We start from the raw sequence: 21,973 nt of genomic DNA, 5'->3' as shown, positions 1-21,973 counted from the left end.
AACCTGTGGGAGCGAGCTTGCTCGCGATGAGGGCATCACAGTCAACATCGATGTTGAATGTCAGTCCGCTATCGCGAGCAAGCTCGCTCCCACAGTGGAATTGGGTAGTCCACTCAAATGTGGTCTACCCAATTCGGGATCAAGCCGCTTCCGGTGCCTGCGCGCGACGCACGTCCGGTTGCTTCCACGAGTCGGCTGCCGCTTCTTCGATCGCCTGCTGGATCGCACGACGACGGCTTTCTTCGGCGCGACGGCTGAAGAACCAGACCAGGAAGGTCACGATCGATACCGCCAACAGGATCAGGCTGGCCACGGCGTTGATCTCAGGTTTGACCCCCAGACGGACCGCCGAGAACACTTCCATCGGCAGGGTCGTGGAACCCGGGCCAGACACGAAGCTCGCCAGCACGAGGTCATCCAGCGACAGGGCGAACGACATCATGCCGCCCGCTGCCAGCGATGGCGCGATCATCGGGATGGTGATCAGGAAGAACACCTTCCACGGCCGTGCACCGAGGTCCATGGCCGCTTCTTCGATGGACAGGTCCAGCTCACGCAAGCGTGCCGAGACCACCACCGCCACATAGGCCGCACAGAACGTGGTGTGGGCGATCCAGATGGTGACGATGCCGCGTTCCTGCGGCCAGCCGATCATCTGCGCCATGGCCACGAACAGCAGCAACAGCGACAGACCGGTGATCACCTCAGGCATGACCAGCGGCGCAGTGACCAGGCCACCGAACAGGGTACGGCCCTTGAAGCGCGTAATGCGCGTCAGGACGAACGCTGCCAATGTTCCCAGTGCCACCGCCGCGATGGCGGTGTAGCAAGCAATTTCCAGCGAGCGCACCACCGAGCCCATCAGTTGGCTGTTGTCGAGCAGGCCGACGTACCACTTGATCGACCAGCCGCCCCACACCGTTACCAGTTTGGAGGCGTTGAACGAGTAGATGACCAGGATCAGCATCGGCAGGTAGATGAACAACAGACCCAGTACCAGCATCAGGCTGGAGAAACGGAAGCGCTTCATTCTTTACCCTCCATTTCCTTGGCCTGACTGCGGTTGAACAGGATGATCGGCACAATCAGGATCGCCAGCATCACTACCGCCAGGGCAGACGCCACCGGCCAGTCACGGTTGTTGAAGAACTCTTGCCAGAGCACTTTACCGATCATCAGGGTTTCCGGACCACCGAGCAGTTCCGGGATCACGAACTCACCCACCACCGGGATGAACACCAGCATGCAGCCAGCGATGATGCCGTTTTTCGACAGCGGCACGGTGATTTTCCAGAAGCTGTTGAACGTGCTCGAACCCAGGTCCGACGCAGCTTCCAGCAGGCTCTGGTCGTGCTTCACCAGGTTGGCGTACAGCGGCAGGATCATGAACGGCAGATAGGAATAAACCACGCCGATGTAGACCGCCAGGTTGGTGTTGAGGATCTGCAGCGGCTCGTCGATCCAGCCCATGCTCATCAGGAACCCGTTGAGCAGGCCGTTGTTGCTGAGGATGCCCATCCACGCGTAAACGCGGATCAGGATCGCGGTCCAGGTCGGCATCATGATCAGCAGCACCAGCACCGTTTGCACTTCCTTGCGGGCAACGGAGATGCCGTAGGCCATCGGGTAGCCGATCAGCAGGCAGAGGATGGTGCTGAAAAGCGCCATCTTCAACGAGCCGAGGTAAGCGGCGATGTACAGCTCGTCACCGGCCAGCATCGCGTAGTTGCCCAGGTTAAGCAGCAACTGCAGCTTCTGCTCGGCGTAGCTGTAGATCTCGGTGTATGGCGGAATGGCCACGTCCGCTTCGGCGAAGCTGATCTTCAGTACGATGAAGAACGGCAGCATGAAGAACAGGAACAGCCAGATGAAGGGAACCCCGATGACCATCTGACGGCCACCGGGAATTATTCGATTGAGTCGACGCTTGAATTTGCGCATGTTCATGAGCGCAGCACCACGCCGCTGTCGTCTTCCCAGTACACGTAGACCTGATCACCCCAGGTCGGACGCTGCCCGCGACGCTCGGCGTTGGCCACGAACGACTGCACCAGCTTGCCGCTTGGCAATTCGACGTAGAACACCGAGTGCCCACCCAGGTAGGCGATGTCGTGCACCTTGCCGCTGGACCAGTTGTACTGGCAGGTCGGCATGTCGGCGGTGACCAGCAGTTTTTCCGGACGGATCGCGTAGGTGACCGACTTGTCCTGCACCGAAGTGCTGATGCCGTGGCCGACGTAGATCTGACGATCCAGGTCTTTGCAGGTAATGATCGCGTGACCTTCGGCGTCGTCGATCACTTCGCCTTCGAAGATGTTCACGTTACCGATGAATTCGCAGACCAGGCGACTGGTCGGGGTTTCGTAGATGTCGATCGGGCTGCCGATCTGGGCGATCCAGCCCAAGTGCATGATCGCGATACGCTCGGCCATGGTCATGGCCTCTTCCTGATCGTGGGTCACCATCACGCAGGTTACGCCGACGCGCTCGATGATCTCCACCAGCTCCAACTGCATTTGCGAACGCAGTTTTTTATCCAGTGCGCCCATCGGTTCGTCGAGCAGCAGCAGCTTCGGGCGCTTGGCCAGGGAACGGGCCAGGGCCACACGCTGACGCTGACCACCGGACAACTGATGCGGTTTGCGCTTGGCGTACTGGCTCATCTGTACCAGCTTGAGCATGTCGGCCACGCGGGCGTCGATCTCTGACGCCGGCAGTTTGTCCTGCTTGAGGCCGAAGGCGATGTTCTGCGCCACGGTCATGTGCGGGAACAAGGCGTAGGACTGGAACATCATGTTGATCGGCCGCTCGTATGGCGGCATATCAGTGATGTCTACGCCATCGAGGAAAATGCGCCCCTCCGTGGGCCGTTCGAAACCTGCGAGCATGCGCAGCAAAGTGGATTTGCCCGATCCCGAACCGCCGAGCAGGGCGAAAATCTCGCCTTTCTTGATTTCCAGGGACACATCGTCCACGGCAATCGTCTCGTCGAACTTCTTCGTGACCCGGTCGATTTTGACCAGCACCTGTTTAGGTGACTGGTCGCCCTCGAGGGCTTTCTTATAGGCGCCGGAGGCAACTGCCATTTACGAAACTCCCGAAAAAAAGAGTGCAGTTCGCTCAAGGTGAGCCAACCTTGGATAGTTTGAGCCTTGAAACTATTTACCCGACTTGACCTTGGTCCAGCTGCGGGTCATCAAACGTTGAATATTCGGCGGTAACTCGACCGACACGTAGGTCTTGTCGAGCACCTCTTGCGGTGGATAAACCGCTTCGTCGGTGCGAATGGACTGCTCCATCAGTTTGTCCGACCCCGGGTTAGGGTTGGCATAGCCGACGTAATCGCTGACCTGGGCAATCACCTCAGGCTTGAGCAAATAGTTGATGAAGGCGTGGGCCTGCTTGACGTTGGCCGAGTCCTTCGGAATCGCCAGCATGTCGAACCAAAGCGCACCGCCCTCTTTCGGAATCGAGTAGGCGATGTTCACGCCTTTCTTGGCTTCTTCGGCGCGGTTCTTGGCCTGGAAGATGTCGCCGGAGAAACCGATCGCCACGCAGATATCACCGTTGGCCAGATCCGCGATGTACTTGGAGGAATGGAAGTAGGTCACGTAAGGCCGCACTGCAAGCAACTTGGCGGTGGCCTTTTCGTAGTCCTTGGGGTCAGTGCTGTTAGCGTTCAGGCCCATGTAATTGAGCACTGTCGGCATCATTTCATCGGCGGAGTCGAGGAACGCGACGCCACAGCTTTGCAGCTTCTTGATGTTCTGCGGCTCGAACAGCACGCCCCACGAATCAATCGTATCGACGCCCAGCACAGCCTTGACCTTGTCGACGTTGTAACCGATGCCGTTGGTGCCCCACAGGTACGGCACGGCGTACAGGTTGCCCGGATCGTTCTGTTCCAGGCGCTTGAGCAGCACTGGATCGAGGTTCGAATAGTTCGGCAGCTGCGACTTGTCGAGCTTCTGGAATGCCCCGGCCTTGATCTGCTTGCCGAGGAAGTGGTTCGACGGCACGACCACGTCGTAGCCGGTACGCCCGGCCAGCAATTTACCTTCCAGGGTTTCGTTGGAATCGAAGACGTCATAAACCGGCTTGATACCGGTCTCTTTCTGGAAATCGGCCAGGGTGGTCTCGCCGATGTAGTCGGACCAGTTATAAATATGCACGGTACCGGCGGCCTGGACACTGACAGCAACTGTCAGCCCGGCACTCACCAGCATGGCATTGCGCAACATAGAAAAAATAGGCAAGTGGAGGTCCTCTGAAATTAGTTGGGCCCAAGTTGCCCCGCGCTACATGACAACCGTGGTTGCCCGGCAACAAAACCGGCGCGCAACTTACCCTCGAAAAACCGTTCCAGCAAAACTTTCTGTCATTTAATTACACCTGCTGCCGCCACCGCGCGGGTGGCGACAACAGGTTGTTGCATCAAACCGGCTTATTTACCGGATTTGATCTTGGTCCAGCTGCGGGTCATGATCCGCTGGGTCGCGGCCGGCAAATCGGCAATCGCGTACAGCTTGGCCAGCACGTCCGCCGGCGGGTAAACGCCCGGGTCGCTGGTGATGTCTTTATCGACCAACGCAGTTGCAGCCGCGTTACCGTTCGGGAAACGCACGGCGTTGGTGATTTCAGCCATGATTTCCGGCTTCTGCAGGAAGGTCATGAACTTGTAGGCGCCTTCGACGTTTTCGGCATCTTTAGGGATGGCGACCATGTCGTAGAAGCTGCCGGCACCTTCTTTGGGAATGTTGTAGCTGACTTTCACCTTGCCACCGGCTTCTTCCGCGCGGGACTTGGCCTGGTAAATGTCACCCGAGTAACCCACGGCCACGCAGATGTTGCCGTTGGCCAGGTCGGAGATGTACTTGGACGAGTGGAAGTAACCTACCGAAGGACGAATTTTCAGGAACAGCGCTTCGGCTTCGGCCAGTTGTTTCTTGTCCTGGCTGTCGGTTGGATAGCCCAGGTAGTGCAATGCCACCGGAATCATCTCGGTTGGCGAATCGAGGAAACTGATACCGCACGCCTTCAACTTCGCGGCGTTTTCAGGTTTGAACAGCAGGTCCCAGGAGTTGGTCGGCGCGTCGGCACCCAGTACAGCCTTGACCTTCTCGGGGTTGAAGCCGATACCGATCGAACCCCACATGTACGGGAAGGCATGCTCGTTACCCGGGTCGCTCACGGAAACGGCCTTGAGCAGGTCGGTGTTCAGGTTCTTCCAGTTAGGCAGCTTGGACTTGTCCAGCTTCTGGTAGACGCCAGCCTTGATCTGCTTGGCCAGGAAGTTGTTCGACGGTACAACGATGTCGTAACCGGACTTGCCTGCCAGCAACTTGGCTTCAAGGGTTTCGTTGCTGTCAAAGACGTCATAGACAACCTTGATACCCGACTCGTCTTCAAACTTCTTGACGGTGTCCGGTGCGATGTAGTCGGACCAGTTGTACACGTGCAGTACTTTGTCATCGGCCTGAACCGCGCCGGCCATCAAACCCATTACGGACATGGCAAGCAGAGTCTTGCCAGCGAGCTTTTTACCTAGTGCCTTCATGCGTAATGCTCCAAATTTTTCTTTTTTGAACCACTTGTTCAGCGACCGAACTCGGGCAACTGGAACCGCGGCTAGTCTGGCAAGATCCACATCGGTCTTTCAAGGAAACGGCCACGCTTTCTGACAGTTCTGAGCGAAAGTTCCTACTTCCTATGTAGAACTTTGGACCTCCGCTCAGAGCCTAGCACTTAGCCCTGCAATGCACTCAGGGTCAGGTCAAGACACTTGCGAGCCTTGGTCACCAGTTCATCGATTTCCGCCGGTGTAATCACCAGTGGCGGAGCGATGATCATGGTGTCGCCGACGGCGCGCATGATCAGGCCGTTATCGAAGCAGAACTGACGGCAGATCATGCCGACGCCCTTGCCTTCGAAACGCTTGCGCGTGGCCTTGTCCTGGACCAGTTCGATGGCCCCCAACAGACCCACCCCACGAACTTCACCCACCAGCGGGTGATCGTTCAGTTCCCGCAGACGCTTTTGCAAATACGGTGCCGTTTCGGACTTCACGCGCTCGACAATTTTTTCGTCGCGCAGGATGCGGATGTTTTCCAGCCCCACAGCCGCTGCCACCGGGTGCCCGGAGTAGGTGAAACCGTGGTTGAAGTCGCCGCCCTCATTGAGCACGTCCACCACTTCGTCACGCACAATCAGACCACCCATCGGGATGTAGCCCGAGGTCAGACCCTTGGCGATGGTCATCATGTCTGGCTTGAGGTCGTAGAAATCGCTGCCGAACCACTCGCCGGTACGACCGAAACCGCAAATCACTTCGTCAGCCACGAACAGAATGTCGTACTTGGCGAGGATTTCCTTGATGCGCGGCCAGTAGGTCTCTGGCGGAATGATCACGCCACCGGCACCCTGGATCGGCTCGGCAATAAAGGCACCGACGTTGTCGACGCCGACTTCCAGAATTTTTTCTTCCAGCTGATTGGCCGCCCACACACCGAACTCTTCCGGGGTCATTTCGCCGCCTTCGCCGAACCAGTACGGCTGGGCAATGTGAACGATGCCCGGGATCGGCAAGTCGCCCTGTTCGTGCATGTACGTCATACCGCCCAGGCTCGCGCCGGCCACGGTGGAACCGTGATAGCCGTTCTTGCGGCTGATGATGACTTTCTTGTTCGGCTGGCCCTTGATCGCCCAGTAGTGACGAACCATACGCAGCATGGTGTCGTTGCCTTCGGAGCCGGAACCGGTGAAGAACACGTGGTTCATGCCTTCAGGCGCGATGTCGGCGATAGCCTTGGCCAGTTCCAGTACCGGCGGATGCGCAGTCTGGAAGAACAGGTTGTAGTAAGGCAGTTCGCGCATCTGTTTGCTGGCGGCATCGGCCAGTTCATCGCGACCATAACCAATTGCGACACACCACAGGCCGGCCATGCCATCGAGGATCTTGTTGCCTTCGCTGTCCCAGAGGTAAACGCCCTTGGCGTTGGTGATGATCCGCGGGCCTTTCTCTTTCAGCTGTTTGAAATCGCTGAACGGAGCCAGGTGGTGATCATTGCTCAGGGTTTGCCATTCACGGGTTTGCGGATTGTTGCTGGTCATACGAATCTCCTAAAAAAATCACGTGAAGGCGCCGCCAGGCAGCGGCGGCGCCCGGCGTATCAGACGGCAAAGAGCAGGAATTCCCTTTCCCACGAACTGATCACGCGCTTGAAGTTTTCATGCTCGGCCCGCTTGACCGCAACGTAGCCAGTGATGAAATTTCTGCCCAGGTAACGCTCGATGGTCGCGCTGTTTTCCATGCGTTCCAGCGCGTCTTCGATGGTCAGCGGCAGGCGCAGGTTGCGGCGTTCATAGCCACGCCCCACTACCGGCGCACTCGGGTTCAGGCCTTCGACCATGCCGATGTAACCGCAGAGCAGGCTCGCGGCAATCGCCAGGTACGGGTTGGCATCGGCGCCCGGCAGGCGGTTTTCCACCCGACGGTTTTGCGGCCCCGCATCCGGCACCCGCAGGCCCACGGTGCGGTTCTCTTCGCCCCACTCCACGTTCACCGGCGCCGAGGTATCCGGCAGGAAGCGGCGGAACGAGTTGACGTTGGGTGCGAACAGCGGCAAGAGTTCGGGAATGAGTTTCTGCAAGCCACCGATGTGGTGCAGGAACAACTGGCTCATGGTCCCGTCGTCATTGGAGAAGATGTTCTTGCCGGTCTCGATGTCGATGACGCTCTGGTGCAAGTGCATGGCGCTGCCCGGCTCGCCGGTCATCGGCTTGGCCATGAAGGTCGCGGCGACGTTGTGCTTGAGCGCGGCCTCGCGCATGGTGCGCTTGAACACCAGGATCTGGTCGGCCAGGGACAGGGCATCGCCGTGACGGAAGTTGATTTCCATCTGCGCGGTGCCGTCCTCGTGGATCAGCGTATCGAGGTCCAGGTCCTGCAATTCGCACCAGTCGTAGACGTCTTCGAACAACGGATCGAATTCGTTCGCCGCTTCAATGGAGAACGACTGGCGACCGATTTCCGGGCGACCGGAGCGGCCGACCGGCGGCTGCAACGGATAGTCCGGGTCGTCACTGCGCTTGGTCAGGTAAAACTCCATTTCCGGCGCCACGATCGGCTGCCAGCCTTTGTCGGTATAGAGTTTCAGGACTTTCTTGAGCACGTTGCGCGGCGACAGCTCGATCGGGTTGCCTTGCTTGTCGTAGGTATCGTGGATGACGATGGCGGTCGGCTCGATGGCCCACGGCACCAGGTACACCGCGCTCTGGTCGGGGCGGCAGATCATGTCGATGTCGGCCGGGTCGAGCAGTTCGTAATAGATGTCGTCTTCGACGTAGTCGCCGGTCACTGTCTGCAACAGAACGCTTTCTGGCAGGCGCATGCCTTTTTCGGCGATGAATTTGTTGGTCGGCGAAATCTTGCCCCGGGTAATCCCGGTCAAGTCGGCGATCATGCATTCGACTTCTGTGATCTTGTGGTTTTTCAACCAATCGGTGAGCTGGTCGAGGTTGTTACTCATAAATGCCTCTAGGCTTGAGTTGTCTGACCCTTTTGAGGTCAGGCGTTGTTTGACGCATCGGCGTCGCGTTGTAGAGCGCTTGCGCGGCAGATTATCGTGCTTGGCAACACGGCTGCAGAGGCCGGGCGTGCAGAATCGCGAGCGGTGCCCTGAACAATGGTCAGGCCGCTATTGTGAATCGGTTCTATATTGAATGGAGTAACCGTAATGGGGGTGCCATCGCGACCGTCCAGAATATCGGACGGGGACGGTTGAACCGTCACGGATGGGAGGATCACCAGAACCGCCGGGGCCACGGAACGGACGGACGTGTCATCACTGATGTGATAAGCATGCCGACCGACCTGTCTTGAGCAGTCGGTGACGCCGATTATCGGCAGGCGAGACATGAAGCACCCCGGTATTATTGCTGTTATGGGTTTGATTCGAGCTTAGCCTTGTTCATTTTTTTACACAACACCCCCGTAAAAAATACAACACGGCCCGCTCAAGCCTGCGGGCGCCATAGAGGCCAAGGGCATAAAAACGCCCCAAAGTGCCTCAAAAAAGCCACACGGGCGCTTTTTTAGGGCAAAAAAGGCCTCGCTTGACTTCGGCATGCCGTTCGGGTTGACTGGAATCTGAAAAGATCAATGATTGATATTTTTAACAACAAAGGTGTTGCATCATGTCGGTACCCCCGCGTGCCGTTCAGCTTAACGAAGCGAACGCGTTCCTTAAGGAACATCCTGAGGTTCTGTACGTTGACCTTCTGATTGCGGATATGAATGGTGTGGTGCGCGGCAAGCGCATCGAACGCACCAGCCTCCACAAGGTTTACGAGAAAGGCATCAACCTGCCGGCCTCTCTATTTGCTCTGGATATCAATGGCTCGACGGTGGAAAGCACCGGCCTGGGCCTGGACATCGGCGATGCTGACCGAATCTGCTATCCAATCCCCGATACCCTATGCAACGAGCCATGGCAGAAGCGCCCGACCGCGCAACTGTTGATGACCATGCACGAACTCGAAGGCGAACCATTCTTCGCCGACCCGCGTGAAGTGCTGGCCAATGTGGTGCGCAAGTTCGACGAAATGGGCCTGACCATCTGCGCCGCGTTCGAACTGGAGTTCTACCTGATCGACCAGGAGAACGTGAACGGTCGTCCGCAACCGCCGCGCTCGCCGGTTTCCGGCAAACGTCCGCACTCGACTCAGGTCTACCTGATCGACGACCTCGACGAATACGTCGACTGCCTCCAGGACATTCTGGAGGGTGCCAAAGAGCAAGGCATTCCGGCCGACGCCATCGTCAAGGAAAGTGCCCCGGCGCAGTTCGAAGTCAACCTGCACCACGTGGCTGACCCGATCAAGGCCTGCGACTACGCGGTCCTGCTCAAGCGCCTGATCAAGAACATCGCCTACGACCATGAAATGGACACCACCTTCATGGCCAAGCCTTACCCAGGCCAGGCGGGTAATGGTCTGCACGTCCACATCTCGATTCTCGACAAAGACGGCAAGAACATTTTTGCCAGTGAGGATCCCGAGCAGAACGCCGCACTGCGTCACGCGATCGGCGGTGTGCTCGAGACCCTACCGGCGCAGATGGCTTTCCTCTGCCCGAACGTCAACTCCTACCGTCGTTTCGGCGCACAGTTCTACGTGCCGAACTCGCCGTGCTGGGGCCTGGATAACCGCACCGTGGCGATTCGCGTACCGACCGGCTCCGCCGACGCCGTGCGCATCGAACATCGTGTAGCCGGCGCCGATGCCAACCCGTACCTGCTGATGGCTTCGGTCCTGGCAGGCGTGCACCACGGCCTGACCAACAAAATCGAGCCTGGCGCCCCGGTCGAAGGCAACAGCTACGAGCAGAACGAGCAGAGCCTGCCGAACAACCTGCGCGATGCACTGCGCGAGCTGGACGACAGCGAAGTCATGGCCAAGTACATCGATCCGAAATACATCGATATCTTCGTGGCCTGTAAAGAGAGCGAGCTGGAGGAGTTCGAACACTCCATCTCCGACCTCGAGTACAACTGGTACCTGCATACCGTGTAAGCGGTTGCAGTAAAAAAGGAACGCCGCCGGCTGATAAGGCCGGCGGCGTTTTTTTATGTGTTTTATTCAGTAGGACCGAGTTGCTCGCGAAGGCGTCCTGGCAGACAACGAAGATACCTGCTCGTACAATGCCCGCAGCCCCGCAGGAGACTCCAATGACACGCGTAGCCACCCCCCGCAAACCCCGCGCACGCAGCCAGGCCCGGATCGATTCGATACTCGATGCGGCCCGCACGCTGCTGGCTGCCGAGGGCGTGGCCAGCCTGTCGATCTACAGCGTCGCCGAGCGCGCGGAGATTCCGCCCTCCTCGGTCTACCACTTCTTCGCCAGCGTGCCGGCGTTGCTCGAAGCCTTGACCGCCGACGTCCATGCGGCCTTCCGCGCCTGCCTGCAAGCCCCTATCGACCACCACGCCTTGAATGGCTGGCGCGATCTGTCGCGACTGGTGGAACAACGCATGCTCGACATCTATGCAGAGGACGCCGCCGCCCGCCAACTCATTCTGGCCCAGCACGGCCTGACCGAAGTCACCCAGGCCGACCGCCAGCACGACATCGAACTGGGCGACCTGATGCACAAGCTGTTCGACCATCACTTCGAGCTGCCGACCTTGCCGAGTGATGTCGATGTGTTCGCCCTGGCCATGGAGCTGGGCGACCGGGTGTATGCGCGCTCGGTGCAGCAGCACGGGCAGATTACGCCGCGCATGGCCGAGGAAGGGATGCGGGTGTTTGATGCTTATGTGGGGTTGTATTTGCCACCGTATCTGCCCAAGCGGAACCTCTAGTGCGCTCACTGACCTCATCGCGAGCAAGCTCGCTCCCACAAGGATCTTCAGTGAATTCAGATTCTGTGAACGACAAATAATCCTGTGGGAGCGAGCTTGCTCGCGATGGCCGCACCGCTCAGCTCAAGACAAACACACATGAAAAACCCCGAAGGGCTCAAACCCTTCGGGGTTGTTGTTTACGCATGTGGCTTACAATTTGGCGATCGACACCTCGGTGGATTTCACAAACGCGATCACTTCACTGCCGACCGCCAGTTCCAGCTCTTTCACCGAGCGTGTGGTGATCACCGAAGTGACAATGCCGGACGCGGTCTGCACGTCGATTTCCGACAGCACGTCGCCGAGGACGATTTCCTTGATGGAGCCTTTGAACTGGTTGCGAACGTTGATGGCCTTGATAGTCATGATGTTGATTCCTGTCGTTGGGTAAGACTTGAGTTATTGAGCCCAGCGCAATTGCGTAGGCAAGGGTGAAACGGGTTCCGGTTCCGGCGGTTGGCCGGGCAGCGCCAGCACGCGATTGAGGACTTCGGTTTCCAGTGCCGCCAGTCGATGGGAGCCACGAACCCGAGGGCGCGGCAGTTCCACGTGCAGGTCGAGGCCGACTTCGCCGTCTTCGATCAGGATCACCCGATCGGCAATCGCCACGGCTTCACTGACGTCATGGGTCACCAGCAACACCGTGAAACCGTGCTGCTGCCAGAGCCGTTCAATCAGTTGCTGCATTTCAATTCGGGTCAGGGCATCCAGCGCCCCCAAGGGCTCGTCGAGCAGCAGCAGGCGCGGCTGATGAATCAACGCACGGGCCAACGCCACGCGTTGCTTCTGTCCACCGGACAGCGCTGCCGGCCACTCGTGGGCGCGATCGGCCAGGCCCACCGCTTCCAAAGCTGCAAGCGCTTGCGGCCGCCAGTTGCCCTTGAGGCCCAGACCGACGTTGTCGATGATCTTTTTCCAGGGCAGCAAACGCGCTTCCTGGAACATCAGCCGCGTGTCTTCCCGCGCGTCGCTCAATGGCGCGGCACCGGCGAGCAACTCACCGCCGGTTGGTTGATCAAGACCGGCGAGCAAGCGCAGCAAGGTACTTTTGCCGCAGCCACTGCGACCGACCACGGCAACAAACTGGCCCGCCGGAATGTGCAGGTCGATCTCGCGCAGCACCTGCCGCGAGCCGAAGGTCTTTTGCAGCTTGCGCACCGCCAGCGGAATGCCGCGCAGCAGGCGTGGAGGTTGCACCGCAATCATGCCGCACCTCCCTTGGCAACCTGATAGGCCGGGTGCCAGCGCAGCCAGACACGCTCAAGTCCACGGGCCGCGAGGTCGGCCAGTTTGCCGAGCACCGCGTACAGCAGAATAGCCAGCACCACCACGTCGGTCTGCAAGAACTCCCGGGCGTTCATGGCCAGATAGCCGATGCCGGAACTCGCGGAAATGGTTTCCGCCACGATCAAGGTCAGCCACATGAAGCCCAGGGCGAAGCGCACGCCGACCAGAATCGAAGGCAACGCCCCCGGCAGAATCACCTGCCAGAACAGGCTGAAACCGCTCAGGCCATAGCTACGCGCCATCTCCACCAACGCCGGGTCGACGTTGCGGATGCCGTGATAGGTGTTGAGGTAGATCGGGAACAACGTGCCCAGCGCCACCAGGAAAATCTTCGCCGACTCGTCGATGCCGAACCACAGGATCACCAGTGGAATCAGCGCCAGGTGCGGCACATTGCGGATCATCTGCACCGAACTGTCGAGCAGGCGTTCGCCCCACTTCGACAGGCCGGTGATGAAGCCAAGGGTCAGGCCGATACCACCACCGATGGTGAAGCCCAGCGCGGCACGCCAACCACTGATCGCCAGGTGTGTCCAGATTTCGCCACTGCGCACCAGACTTACACCGGCCTCGATGACGGCGATGGGTGCCGGCAGGATCCGTGTCGACAACCAACCCGCCGACACACTCAATTGCCATACCGCCAGCAGCAACACCGGCAACGCCCAGGGCGCCAGGCTGTGGATGATTTTCTTCATGACCGCGCCTCAGCTCTGGGACGCGGCTTTGGGAAGAATGTCGTTGGCGACCATCTCGCCGAACGGGCTGACGTAACCGGCGCTCTTCGGCAGTTCAGGACGCTCGACATCGAGGTGCGGGAACAGCAACTCGGCCACCCGGTACGACTCTTCCAGGTGTGGATAACCGGAAAAGATGAAGGTATCGATGCCCAGGTCCGCGTACTCCTTCACGCGGGCAGCCACGGTCGGGCCATCGCCCACCAGCGCCGTACCGGCACCGCCGCGCACCAGACCGACGCCGGCCCACAGGTTAGGGCTGACCTCCAGGTTGTCGCGGTTGCCACCGTGCAATGCGGCCATGCGTTGCTGACCGACCGAATCGAAACGCGCCAGCGAAGCCTGGGCACGAGCGATGGTCTCGTCGTCGAGATGGGAGATCAGCCGATCCGCGGCTTTCCAGGCTTCATCGTTGGTTTCGCGCACGATCACATGCAGACGAATGCCGAAGCGCACGGTGCGTCCGAGCTTGGCGGCCTTGGCTCGGACCTGTTCGATTTTTTCCGCGACGGCGGCCGGTGGCTCGCCCCAGGTCAGGACCATTTCCACCTGTTCGGCGGCCAGGTCTTGCGCGGCTTCCGAGGAACCGCCGAAGTACAGCGGTGGACGCGGCTGCTGGATCGGCGGATAGAGTAACTTCGCGCCCTTCACGCTGATGTGCTGGCCGTCGTAATCGACGGTTTCACCTTCCAGTACCCGGCGCCAGATACGGGTGAATTCCACCGAGGCCTGATAGCGTTCTTCGTGGCTGAGGAACAGACCATCGCCCGCCAACTCTTCCGGGTCACCGCCCGTCACCAGGTTGAACAGCGCACGACCGCCGGACAGTCGATCCAGGGTCGCGGCCTGACGCGCCGCCACCGTCGGGGAAATGATCCCGGGGCGCAGGGCGACAAGGAACTTCAAACGCTGGGTCACAGGAATCAGCGATGCCGCCACCAACCAAGAGTCTTCGCAGGAGCGTCCGGTCGGAATCAGTACCCCGCCAAAACCCAGGCGGTCAGCGGCTTGCGCGACTTGTTGCAGGTAACCGTGATCAACGGCGCGGGCGCCTTCGGCGGTGCCAAGGTAATGGCCGTCGCCGTGGGTAGGCAGGAACCAGAAAATATTGAGGCTCATGGAGTGGTCTCCTTGGGGAATCGATTTATTGGGCTTTGGCAACGGCGGCCGGCGGCGTCCAGATCACGTCTTTGATACTCAACGGCTTGGGAATCAACTTGAGCTGGTAGAAGCTGTCGGCAATTTTCTGCTGCGCCGCGACCACTTCCGGAGTCAGGAACAACGCGCCATAGCCCTGGCGTTTCACCGAGGTCAGGGTGATGTCGGCTGGCAGGCCGAGCAGCGGTGAAACCTGTTGGGTCACCTCTTGCGGGTTAGCCTTGGACCACTCGCCCACCGCGCGCACTTCTTCCACCAGGGTCTTGATCACCTCGGGATTTTTCTGCGCATAAGGTTTGGTCGCCAGGTAGAACTGATGGTTGTCGACGATGCCCTGGCCATCGCGCAGGGTGCGCGCTTGCAGCTGTTGTTCGGCGGCGGCCTGGTAGGGGTCCCAGATCACCCAGGCGTCGACACTGCCACGCTCGAACGCGGCGCGGGCATCGGCCGGCGGCAGGAATACGGTCTGGATGTCGGTGTATTTGAGGCCGGCGTCTTCCAGCGCACGCACCAGCAGGTAATGCACGTTGGAACCTTTGTTGAGGACGACTTTCTTGCCCTTGAGGTCCGCCACCGATTTGATCGCCGAGTCCTTCGGCACCAGGATCGCCTCACTGTGCGGCGCTGGCGGTTCGTAGGCGACGTAGAGCAAATCAGCACCGGCCGCCTGGGCGAACACTGGCGGAGTTTCACCGGTGACACCGAAGTCAATGGAACCGACGTTCAGGCCTTCAAGCAGTTGCGGGCCACCGGGGAATTCAGTCCATTGCACGTCCACGCCTTGGGCGGCGAGGCGTTTTTCCAGGGTGCCCTTGGCTTTGAGCAGCACCAGGGTGCCGTATTTCTGATAGCCGATTCGTAAAGTCTCGGCCTGAGCTTGAGTAATGGCGCCGAAGGTGACAGCCGCAGCAAACAGAGCGACCAGACCACGACGCAAAATGACAGGGCGCATGGCGCTCTCCTTTTTGCAGTTGGGTTTTGGCTGCACCTGCTTGCCCGTTGGCGGGCGAGTAAGGCCAGTACTTCAATTTTCGGTGAGGCTTAAATGCTCCAGCGAGCACTCAACAAACGATCATTCAACAGGTTCGGATCGAGCGGCTTGGGCCGTCGCGCCATGGCGCTGAAAAACAGCTCAAGCGATTCATTCAGTCGTTGTTCCAGCTCCGGCGCCAACTGCGCCAGGGCGCTGCCTTCGCCGTAGGCGATCTGGCTGTCGACGGCAAAAATGCCTTGCAGCATTTCCTGAGCCTTCAATGCCGACAGCACCGGCTTGAGCGCGTAGTCCACCGCCAGCATGTGGGCGATGCTGCCGCCAGTGGCCATCGGCAGAACCACCTTGTGGCTCAAGGCGCGTTCGGGCAGCAAATCCAGCACGACCTTCAGTGCTCCGGAAAACGATGCCTTGTAAACCGGTGTGGCGATCAGCAGGCCATCGGCGTTTTCAATTTGTTGCAACAAGTCGATCACCTTGGGGCTGTCGAAGCGTGCGTGCAGCAAGTCCTCGGCCGGGAAGTCCCGTACCTGATAACTCACCACTTCCACGCCCTGCCCCTGTAACCAACGCTGGGAGCGATCCAGCAGCACCCCGGATCGAGAGCGCTGACTGGGACTGCCACCGAGTGAGACAACCAACATTCAGACGATTCCTTGCACGGTGTTGGCGATTCGCGGTTTGCGATCTCGCTTCGATGGAGTGACCTTAACAGTTGATTTATATATCCATAAATCATATTTATTCATTTGGTTATACCTTAAAGAAATATAGAAAGCTGTTTCTTCCAGGCAAAAAAACAGGCCGTCGAAACGGCCTGAAATCCCCTGCTTTGTGGATGCTGTTAACTGTGAAACCTGTGGTGTCTGACCCGACGCCTTCGCGAGCAAGCTCGCTCCCACAGGGGTACGCGGACAAATGTGGGAGCGAGCTTGCTCGCGATGGCGGCATCAGTTGCGCCAAAAATGCTGAAGACTTACCGGTTCGGCTGCGGCGTCAGGCGCAAGTAAGGCTTAACCGCTCGATAGCCCTTGGGAAAACGCTGTTTGATTTCATTCTCATCTTTAAGCGACGGCACGATCACCACCTCATCACCGTCCTGCCAGTTGGCCGGTGTGGCCACCTTGTAGTTGTCGGTGAGTTGCAGCGAGTCGATCACCCGCAGGATTTCATTGAAATTGCGGCCGGTGCTCGCCGGGTAGGTAATCGTCAGCCGGACCTTTTTCTTCGGGTCGATCACGAACAGACTGCGCACGGTCAGGGTGTCGTTGGCGTTGGGGTGGATCAGGTCGTAGAGGTCCGAGACTTTGCGGTCGGCGTCATCCAGGATCGGAAAGTTGACCACGGTGTCCTGGGTTTCGTTGATGTCCTCGATCCACCTGTGGTGCGAATCCACCGGGTCCACCGACAAAGCGATGGCCTTGACGCCGCGCGCTGCGAACTCATCCTTGAGCTTGGCGGTGAAGCCCAATTCAGTCGTGCACACCGGCGTGAAGTCCGCTGGATGGGAAAACAGCACGCCCCAACTATCGCCCAGCCACTGATGGAAACGGATGGTGCCGGCGCTGGAGTTCTGTTCGAAATCGGGGGCGATATCGCCAAGTCTGAGACCCATGGTGCTGCTCCTTGTGAGTGCTTGATGGGTTCAACTGTGCCTGTGTTTTTTATCTATTAAAAAGAATAAATATCGATTTATTTAGATCATAAAGAAATATTAAATATCTATTCACTGGACGTACCCCGCACAACCGGCCGAACATCGCCCCCAAGGTTCGAGAAGGCCTTGAGTTGCTGCAAAGAGGGAAGTTCAAGGCGGGATTACGGGGGTGAACCCGTCTTGAAAATGTAAAAGCCCCGCCCGGTGCAATACCGGGCGGGGCTTTTTTGTCTCGGTTACGCGAGCGCTATTACAACAGCGGGATCGAGTAGCTGACGATCAGGCGGTTTTCGTCCTGCGAACGCGTGTTCGGCAGGTCGGTACGCCAGGTCGCGTTTTTCCACGCCAGGCCCAGGTTTTTCAGCGGACCTTCCTGAACGACGTAAGCCACGCTCAGATCGCGCTCCCACTCGGAAGCACCATTGGCCGCCTCGCCACCCTTGGCGTTAACGGTATCGATGTTGTCGCCGTGCAGGTAAACCAGACCCGCCGTCAGGCCAGGTACGCCAACCTTGGCGAAGTCATAGGAGTAGCGTGCTTGCCAGGTACGCTCGCCGGCACGGCCGAACTTCTGGATTTGCGCATCGGTGATGGTGTAGTTCGACGAACCGTCGCCCTGGTTCAGCCAAGGGAAATCGCTGCTGCCGTTGCTGACCTGATAACCGCCACCGAAGGTGTGACCGGCAACGGTGTACAGGAACAGGCCGCTGTACAGGTTGTTGTCGACCTTGCCTTTACCGTTTGGCGCGTTGTAGTTGCCAGTGGTGAAGTACAGCGGGTCGTGACCGTTGGCACCATCATCAGAGCTGTTGAAATAACGGAAATCCGACTTCAACACGCCAGGGCCGATTGCCCAGTTGTGCACCAGACCCAGGAAGTGTTGCTTGTAGAACTCTTCCAGGTTGCCGTAGTAGTACTGGGCCGTCAGGTCCTTGGTGATCTTGTAGTCGCCACCGGCATAGATGAACTTGTTGCTGTCGCGGAACTTGGTGCCGCGAGTGTTCGCGCCCGAAATCGACATCTGCTCATTGTTGCTGGAGTTACGGCCTTTAACGGCTTCGATCTGGCCACCAACCAGGGTCAGATCCTTGATGTCGCCGGACGTGATCTGGCCACCCTGCCAGGTTTGCGGCAGCAGACGACCATCGTTGGTCACGATCACCGGGTTTTTCGGCTGCAGGGTGCCCAGTTTCAATTCGGTCTGGGAAACCTTGGCTTTGGCCGTCAGGCCCAGGCTGGAGAAATCATCAACTGCCTCGCCGTTGGATTTGCTCGGGAAAACCGTGCCTCCGTAAGAGGTCGCCGTGGCGCCGTTGGTACCGCCGCCCGAATCCAGTTTCACGCCCAACAGGCCGATCGCATCGATGCCGAAGCCGACGGTGCCCTGGGTGTAACCGGAGATGAAACGCAGATCGAAGCCTTGGCCCCACTCTTCGTTTTTGTTGGCACCGGCTCCGTCACGGTAGTCGGTGTTGATGTAGAAGTTACGCAGCCCCAATGTTGCCTTGCTGTCTTCGATAAAACCCGCGGCGCTTGCCTGCTGGGTCAAAACCCCGACGGCCACAGCCATGGCCAAGGTGGACTTGTTCATGTTTCGCTCCTCTCGTTTCTAGTTCTGATGTTCCTGGTCCCGAATCGATTGCCCGGGATCCTGAATGCATAAATTCGCGGCAAACCGTCTAGGCCGGTCATTTGGCGGGCCGCAGGATACACGGCCTTAAAGCCAAAAAGAATTTTTTGATATTTTTTAATATCGCTTTGGAATATGACTTCCCACGACAGATCCGAGGTATCGGCGGCAAGGCCGATTCCTGCACCTGAACTATTGTCGAGGGACGAAATCGCCAAATCCGGGCTCAGGGATGAGTGCCGGACAGGCGCACTTTAAGCGGGATATTTAAAAACTAAAAAGAATAATAAATAATCAGTAAAGATCTTTATGGAATATAAAAAACAGGCAAAAAAAACCTCGCCAGCAGGCGAGGCTTTTTTACAAGGCTTGTTACAGGAAGCTGTAGGTGTAGTTGAAGATCAGACGAGTCTGGTCAACATCAGGGTTGTTGGAGACTTCACTGCCGCGGTAGACACCATTACGCAGCGTTACGCCGAAGCCTTTGAGAGCGCCCTGCTGGATGGTGTAGTCGATCCGCATGTCGCGTTCCCACTCGGAGCCATCAGGGCCGCTGCCGTTGGTAGCCTTGATGTTGTCGCCATGCAGGTAGGCGATCGAAGTTTTCAGGCCCGGCACGCCCAGTCCGGCGAAGTCATAGGAGTACTGACCGAAGGTGGTGTTTTCACCGGCACGAACAAATCCGTTGATCATGGAGTCGGTGAACAGGTAGAAGCTGGCGCCGCCGTTGCCTTCCGGACGGCCATTGCCATCAACCACGTTGCCCTGGTTCAGGTAGACAAAACCACCGTCATCGCTGACGCGCTGATGTCCGAGCAGGAAGGCGTTGCCACCCAGGGTGTAGGTGAACATGGCGCTCCATGTCTTGTTATCGACCTCGCCCGGGGTCTTGGCGAAACCGTTGTTGTTGTTGAAACGGAAACCCGGATCACCGTTCTTGCCGTCGGAGCTGCTGTCGAAGTAGCGAATATCAGTCTTGAAGGACTGTTTGGCGTCGATCGGAAACACGTGGATCAAGCCCAGGAAGTCCTGCTTGTAGTAGTCCTTCAGATTCGAGTGGTAGTACTGCAGGGTCAGGTCCTTGGTGACCTTCCAGTCAGCACCACCGTAGTAGAACTTGTTGCTGTCCTCTGTGCCGCCAGCCACGGCCAGGCCGGTGGAGTTCGAAGAGGCGCGACCCGCCGAATGCTCCAACTGACCTGCGTTGAAGGTCACGTTGTCGATTTCTTTCGAAGTGATGGTGCCACCGTCAAAGGTCTGTGGCAGCAGACGGCTGTCATTCGCGACCAGAATTGGCAAGTTGGGTGCCAGGGCGCCACCCAGGTGGGCTTCGGTCTTCGAGAAGCGCGCCTTGACGTTAGCGGCTGCACGGCTCCATTCGGACACGGCCGAACCATCGCTGTCGCTTGGGAAGAAGGTGTTGTTGTCCGGGTGGTGACCCTTGCCGCCGTCCAGGTGGATACCCAGCAGTGCCTGGGCGTCGATACCGAAACCGACAGTGCCTTGGGTGAAACCGGACAGATAATCGAATTTCAGGCCTTCTGCGGACTCTTTCTGATCCGCACCGCCTTCACGGTTATCGTTGTTGTAATACATGGTCCGGGAACTGATGGACGCCTTGCTGTCTTCCAGGAAACCTGCGGCGCCTGCCTGCTGCGCCAAAACCCCTACGGCCACGGCCAAAGCCAAGGTGGACTTGTTCATTGTGTAGCTCCTCTCGATTCTAGTTCTTGTATTCCTGGTCTCGAGTCGTCGCCCGAAATCCTAAGATGCGCGATTAGCGCCAGACCGTGACCCACAAGTCAATCGTAACTATGTGTGTCTACGACCTTTGTCTAACCCCCGATTTTTTGGTCCCTGCCGGGTCATGAATTCGTCATGAACCTGAAAAGAATTACCCGATTCTTTTCTAATACCGTTTAGGAATTTAGCGCTCAATTTTCAGCCCCCCCCAGAACAAAGGGTTCGGCTCATAAGCTAATTCCTAAACGGTATTTATTTTTGCTTTTTTAGATCGATTAGTTTCTGACGCAATCCGGAAACAAATCCTTACCGAAAGACAGCCCCATGACGATCAAGCGCGCACTATCCAGACCAATTGTTACAGTTTGTGTATCTCTCGCATTTTCTTTCACCGCCCAGGCGGCGAACCTCACCGTCGGTTATCAAACCGGAATCGACCCCAGCAAAGTCCCCCAGGCCGATGGCCTTTATGAAAAAACCATCGGCCAGCCCATCGACTGGCGACGCTTCAACAGCGGCCCGGAAGTGGTCACGGCGATTGCCTCCGGCGATGTACAAATCGGCAATCTCGGCTCCAGTCCGCTGGCCGCTGCCGCTTCGCGCAACCTGCCGATTGTCGCGTTCATTGTCTCGGCCCAGATCAATGCCGCCGAAGCGCTGGTGGTGCGCAATGGCAGCGGCATCGAAAAACCACAAGATCTGATCGGAAAGACCATCGCCACGCCTTTCGTTTCAACCTCCCACTACAGCCTGCTCGGTGCGTTGAAGCACTGGGGCCTGGACAGTTCGAAAGTCAAAGTGGTGAACCTGCAGCCGGCGGAAATCGCGGCAGCCTGGAAGCGGGGAGATATTGATGGCGCGTTTGTCTGGTCGCCCGCCCTGGGGGAAATCCGCAAGAGTGGCAAGACCCTGACCGACGCTGCACAGGTAGGCCAATGGGGAGCCCCCACCTTCGAGGTCTGGGTGGCACGCAAGGATTACGCCGAGAAGCACCCGGAGGTGGTGGCCAGATTCGCCAAGGTCACCCTCGACGCCTTTGCTGATTACGCGGCGCATAAAGCCAGCTGGACTGCCGACTCGGTACCGGTGCAGAAAATCGCCAAACTGACCGGTGCCAATGCCGCCGATGTGCCGGAGTTACTGGCCGGTTCCGCATTCCCGGATGCCAAGGCGCAACAGAGCGCCGCGCTGCTGGACGGCGGCACGGCCAAGGCCATTGGCGAGACGGCGAAATTCTTGAAGGAACAAGGGAAGGTGGAGACGGTGCTGCCGGATTACTCGCCGTATGTCAGCGCGAAGTTTGTGCAGGAGTGAATGCAAAAGCTTGTGGCGAGGGGGCTTGCCCCCGTTGGGCTGCGGAGCAGCCCC

The 21,973-nt window shown here is 58.5% G+C and carries 19 protein-coding genes; 3 read left to right on the top strand and 16 right to left on the bottom strand.

The annotated features are described in order from the left end of the window. Nucleotides 1–139: 139 nt before the first annotated feature. The 7 genes from AC1RP7_RS05045 to AC1RP7_RS05015 form a co-directional block, all read right to left on the bottom strand. Nucleotides 140–1,030 carry an ABC transporter permease subunit gene (locus AC1RP7_RS05045; protein WP_057712854.1) on the bottom strand — a complete coding sequence of 297 codons (891 nt, stop codon included), beginning with the start codon at nt 1,028–1,030 and terminating at the stop codon, nt 140–142. Then, a complete protein-coding gene (locus tag AC1RP7_RS05040; RefSeq protein WP_191622238.1) occupies nt 1,027–1,908 on the bottom strand; it encodes an ABC transporter permease subunit in 882 nt (293 codons plus the stop codon). Before AC1RP7_RS05040 ends, AC1RP7_RS05045 begins: the two co-directional genes overlap by 4 nt. 35 nt (nt 1,909–1,943) lie before the next feature. Continuing rightward, on the bottom strand, nt 1,944–3,086 hold the full coding sequence (locus AC1RP7_RS05035) for an ABC transporter ATP-binding protein (protein ID WP_090452027.1): 1,143 nt from the start codon (nt 3,084–3,086) through the stop codon (nt 1,944–1,946). Nucleotides 3,087–3,158: 72 nt separating this feature from the next. Continuing rightward, nucleotides 3,159–4,256 carry a polyamine ABC transporter substrate-binding protein gene (locus tag AC1RP7_RS05030; protein ID WP_090452029.1) on the bottom strand — a complete coding sequence of 366 codons (1,098 nt, stop codon included), beginning with the start codon at nt 4,254–4,256 and terminating at the stop codon, nt 3,159–3,161. Nucleotides 4,257–4,444: 188 nt separating this feature from the next. Then, complete coding sequence (locus AC1RP7_RS05025; protein ID WP_057712851.1) at nt 4,445–5,557, bottom strand: polyamine ABC transporter substrate-binding protein; 1,113 nt, start codon at nt 5,555–5,557, stop codon at nt 4,445–4,447. A gap of 188 nt (nt 5,558–5,745) precedes the next feature. Next, the gene (locus AC1RP7_RS05020) at nt 5,746–7,110 is read right to left on the bottom strand and encodes an aspartate aminotransferase family protein (protein WP_154860929.1); all 1,365 of its coding nucleotides are present in this window, start codon (nt 7,108–7,110) and stop codon (nt 5,746–5,748) included. Between the two features lie 59 nt (nt 7,111–7,169). Beyond that, entirely contained in the window at nt 7,170–8,528 is a 1,359-nt protein-coding gene (locus tag AC1RP7_RS05015; protein WP_493181387.1) for a glutamine synthetase family protein, read from the bottom strand. 667 nt (nt 8,529–9,195) lie between these two features. Between AC1RP7_RS05015 and AC1RP7_RS05010 the strand changes: the two genes are divergently transcribed. Both AC1RP7_RS05010 and AC1RP7_RS05005 read left to right on the top strand, forming a co-directional pair. After that, complete coding sequence (locus AC1RP7_RS05010; protein WP_053163627.1) at nt 9,196–10,572, top strand: glutamine synthetase family protein; 1,377 nt, start codon at nt 9,196–9,198, stop codon at nt 10,570–10,572. 155 nt (nt 10,573–10,727) lie between these two features. Then, nucleotides 10,728–11,360, top strand: a complete 633-nt coding sequence (locus AC1RP7_RS05005) for a TetR/AcrR family transcriptional regulator (RefSeq protein ID WP_057712848.1) — start codon at nt 10,728–10,730, stop codon at nt 11,358–11,360. A 192-nt stretch (nt 11,361–11,552) separates the two neighbouring features. On the opposite strand, the gene AC1RP7_RS05000 is transcribed toward AC1RP7_RS05005, so the two are convergent. The 9 genes from AC1RP7_RS05000 to AC1RP7_RS04960 form a co-directional block, all read right to left on the bottom strand. Continuing rightward, on the bottom strand, nt 11,553–11,768 hold the full coding sequence (locus AC1RP7_RS05000) for a TOBE domain-containing protein (protein ID WP_007967989.1): 216 nt from the start codon (nt 11,766–11,768) through the stop codon (nt 11,553–11,555). A gap of 33 nt (nt 11,769–11,801) precedes the next feature. Beyond that, nucleotides 11,802–12,608, bottom strand: a complete 807-nt coding sequence (gene ssuB, locus AC1RP7_RS04995; RefSeq protein ID WP_493181389.1) for an aliphatic sulfonates ABC transporter ATP-binding protein — start codon at nt 12,606–12,608, stop codon at nt 11,802–11,804. Next, entirely contained in the window at nt 12,605–13,387 is a 783-nt protein-coding gene (gene ssuC, locus AC1RP7_RS04990; protein ID WP_057712846.1) for an aliphatic sulfonate ABC transporter permease SsuC, read from the bottom strand. The genes ssuB and ssuC overlap by 4 nt, the downstream gene beginning before the upstream one ends. Before the next feature lie 9 nt (nt 13,388–13,396). Beyond that, complete coding sequence (gene ssuD / locus AC1RP7_RS04985; protein WP_090452041.1) at nt 13,397–14,545, bottom strand: FMNH2-dependent alkanesulfonate monooxygenase; 1,149 nt, start codon at nt 14,543–14,545, stop codon at nt 13,397–13,399. A 25-nt stretch (nt 14,546–14,570) separates the two neighbouring features. Beyond that, nucleotides 14,571–15,536 carry a sulfonate ABC transporter substrate-binding protein gene (locus tag AC1RP7_RS04980; protein WP_057712844.1) on the bottom strand — a complete coding sequence of 322 codons (966 nt, stop codon included), beginning with the start codon at nt 15,534–15,536 and terminating at the stop codon, nt 14,571–14,573. Nucleotides 15,537–15,625: 89 nt separating this feature from the next. Continuing rightward, nucleotides 15,626–16,219, bottom strand: a complete 594-nt coding sequence (gene ssuE / locus AC1RP7_RS04975) for an NADPH-dependent FMN reductase (protein ID WP_007993145.1) — start codon at nt 16,217–16,219, stop codon at nt 15,626–15,628. Between the two features lie 332 nt (nt 16,220–16,551). Next, nucleotides 16,552–17,190 carry a peroxiredoxin gene (locus tag AC1RP7_RS04970; protein ID WP_493181390.1) on the bottom strand — a complete coding sequence of 213 codons (639 nt, stop codon included), beginning with the start codon at nt 17,188–17,190 and terminating at the stop codon, nt 16,552–16,554. A 292-nt stretch (nt 17,191–17,482) separates the two neighbouring features. Beyond that, nucleotides 17,483–18,823, bottom strand: a complete 1,341-nt coding sequence (locus AC1RP7_RS04965) for an OprD family porin (protein ID WP_154860928.1) — start codon at nt 18,821–18,823, stop codon at nt 17,483–17,485. Nucleotides 18,824–19,234: 411 nt separating this feature from the next. After that, the gene (locus AC1RP7_RS04960; protein WP_150813751.1) at nt 19,235–20,566 is read right to left on the bottom strand and encodes an OprD family porin; all 1,332 of its coding nucleotides are present in this window, start codon (nt 20,564–20,566) and stop codon (nt 19,235–19,237) included. Nucleotides 20,567–20,929: 363 nt separating this feature from the next. On the opposite strand from AC1RP7_RS04960, the gene tauA reads away from it, so the two are divergent. Next, nucleotides 20,930–21,919 carry a taurine ABC transporter substrate-binding protein gene (gene tauA, locus AC1RP7_RS04955; protein ID WP_493181391.1) on the top strand — a complete coding sequence of 330 codons (990 nt, stop codon included), beginning with the start codon at nt 20,930–20,932 and terminating at the stop codon, nt 21,917–21,919. The last annotated feature ends 54 nt before the right edge of the window (nt 21,920–21,973 follow it).

The organism is Pseudomonas sp. GW822-FHT01E03 (genome assembly GCF_058802985.1).
The sequence above is the reverse complement of the archived record's forward strand: the minus strand, read 5'-3'. Positions and strand labels throughout refer to the sequence as shown.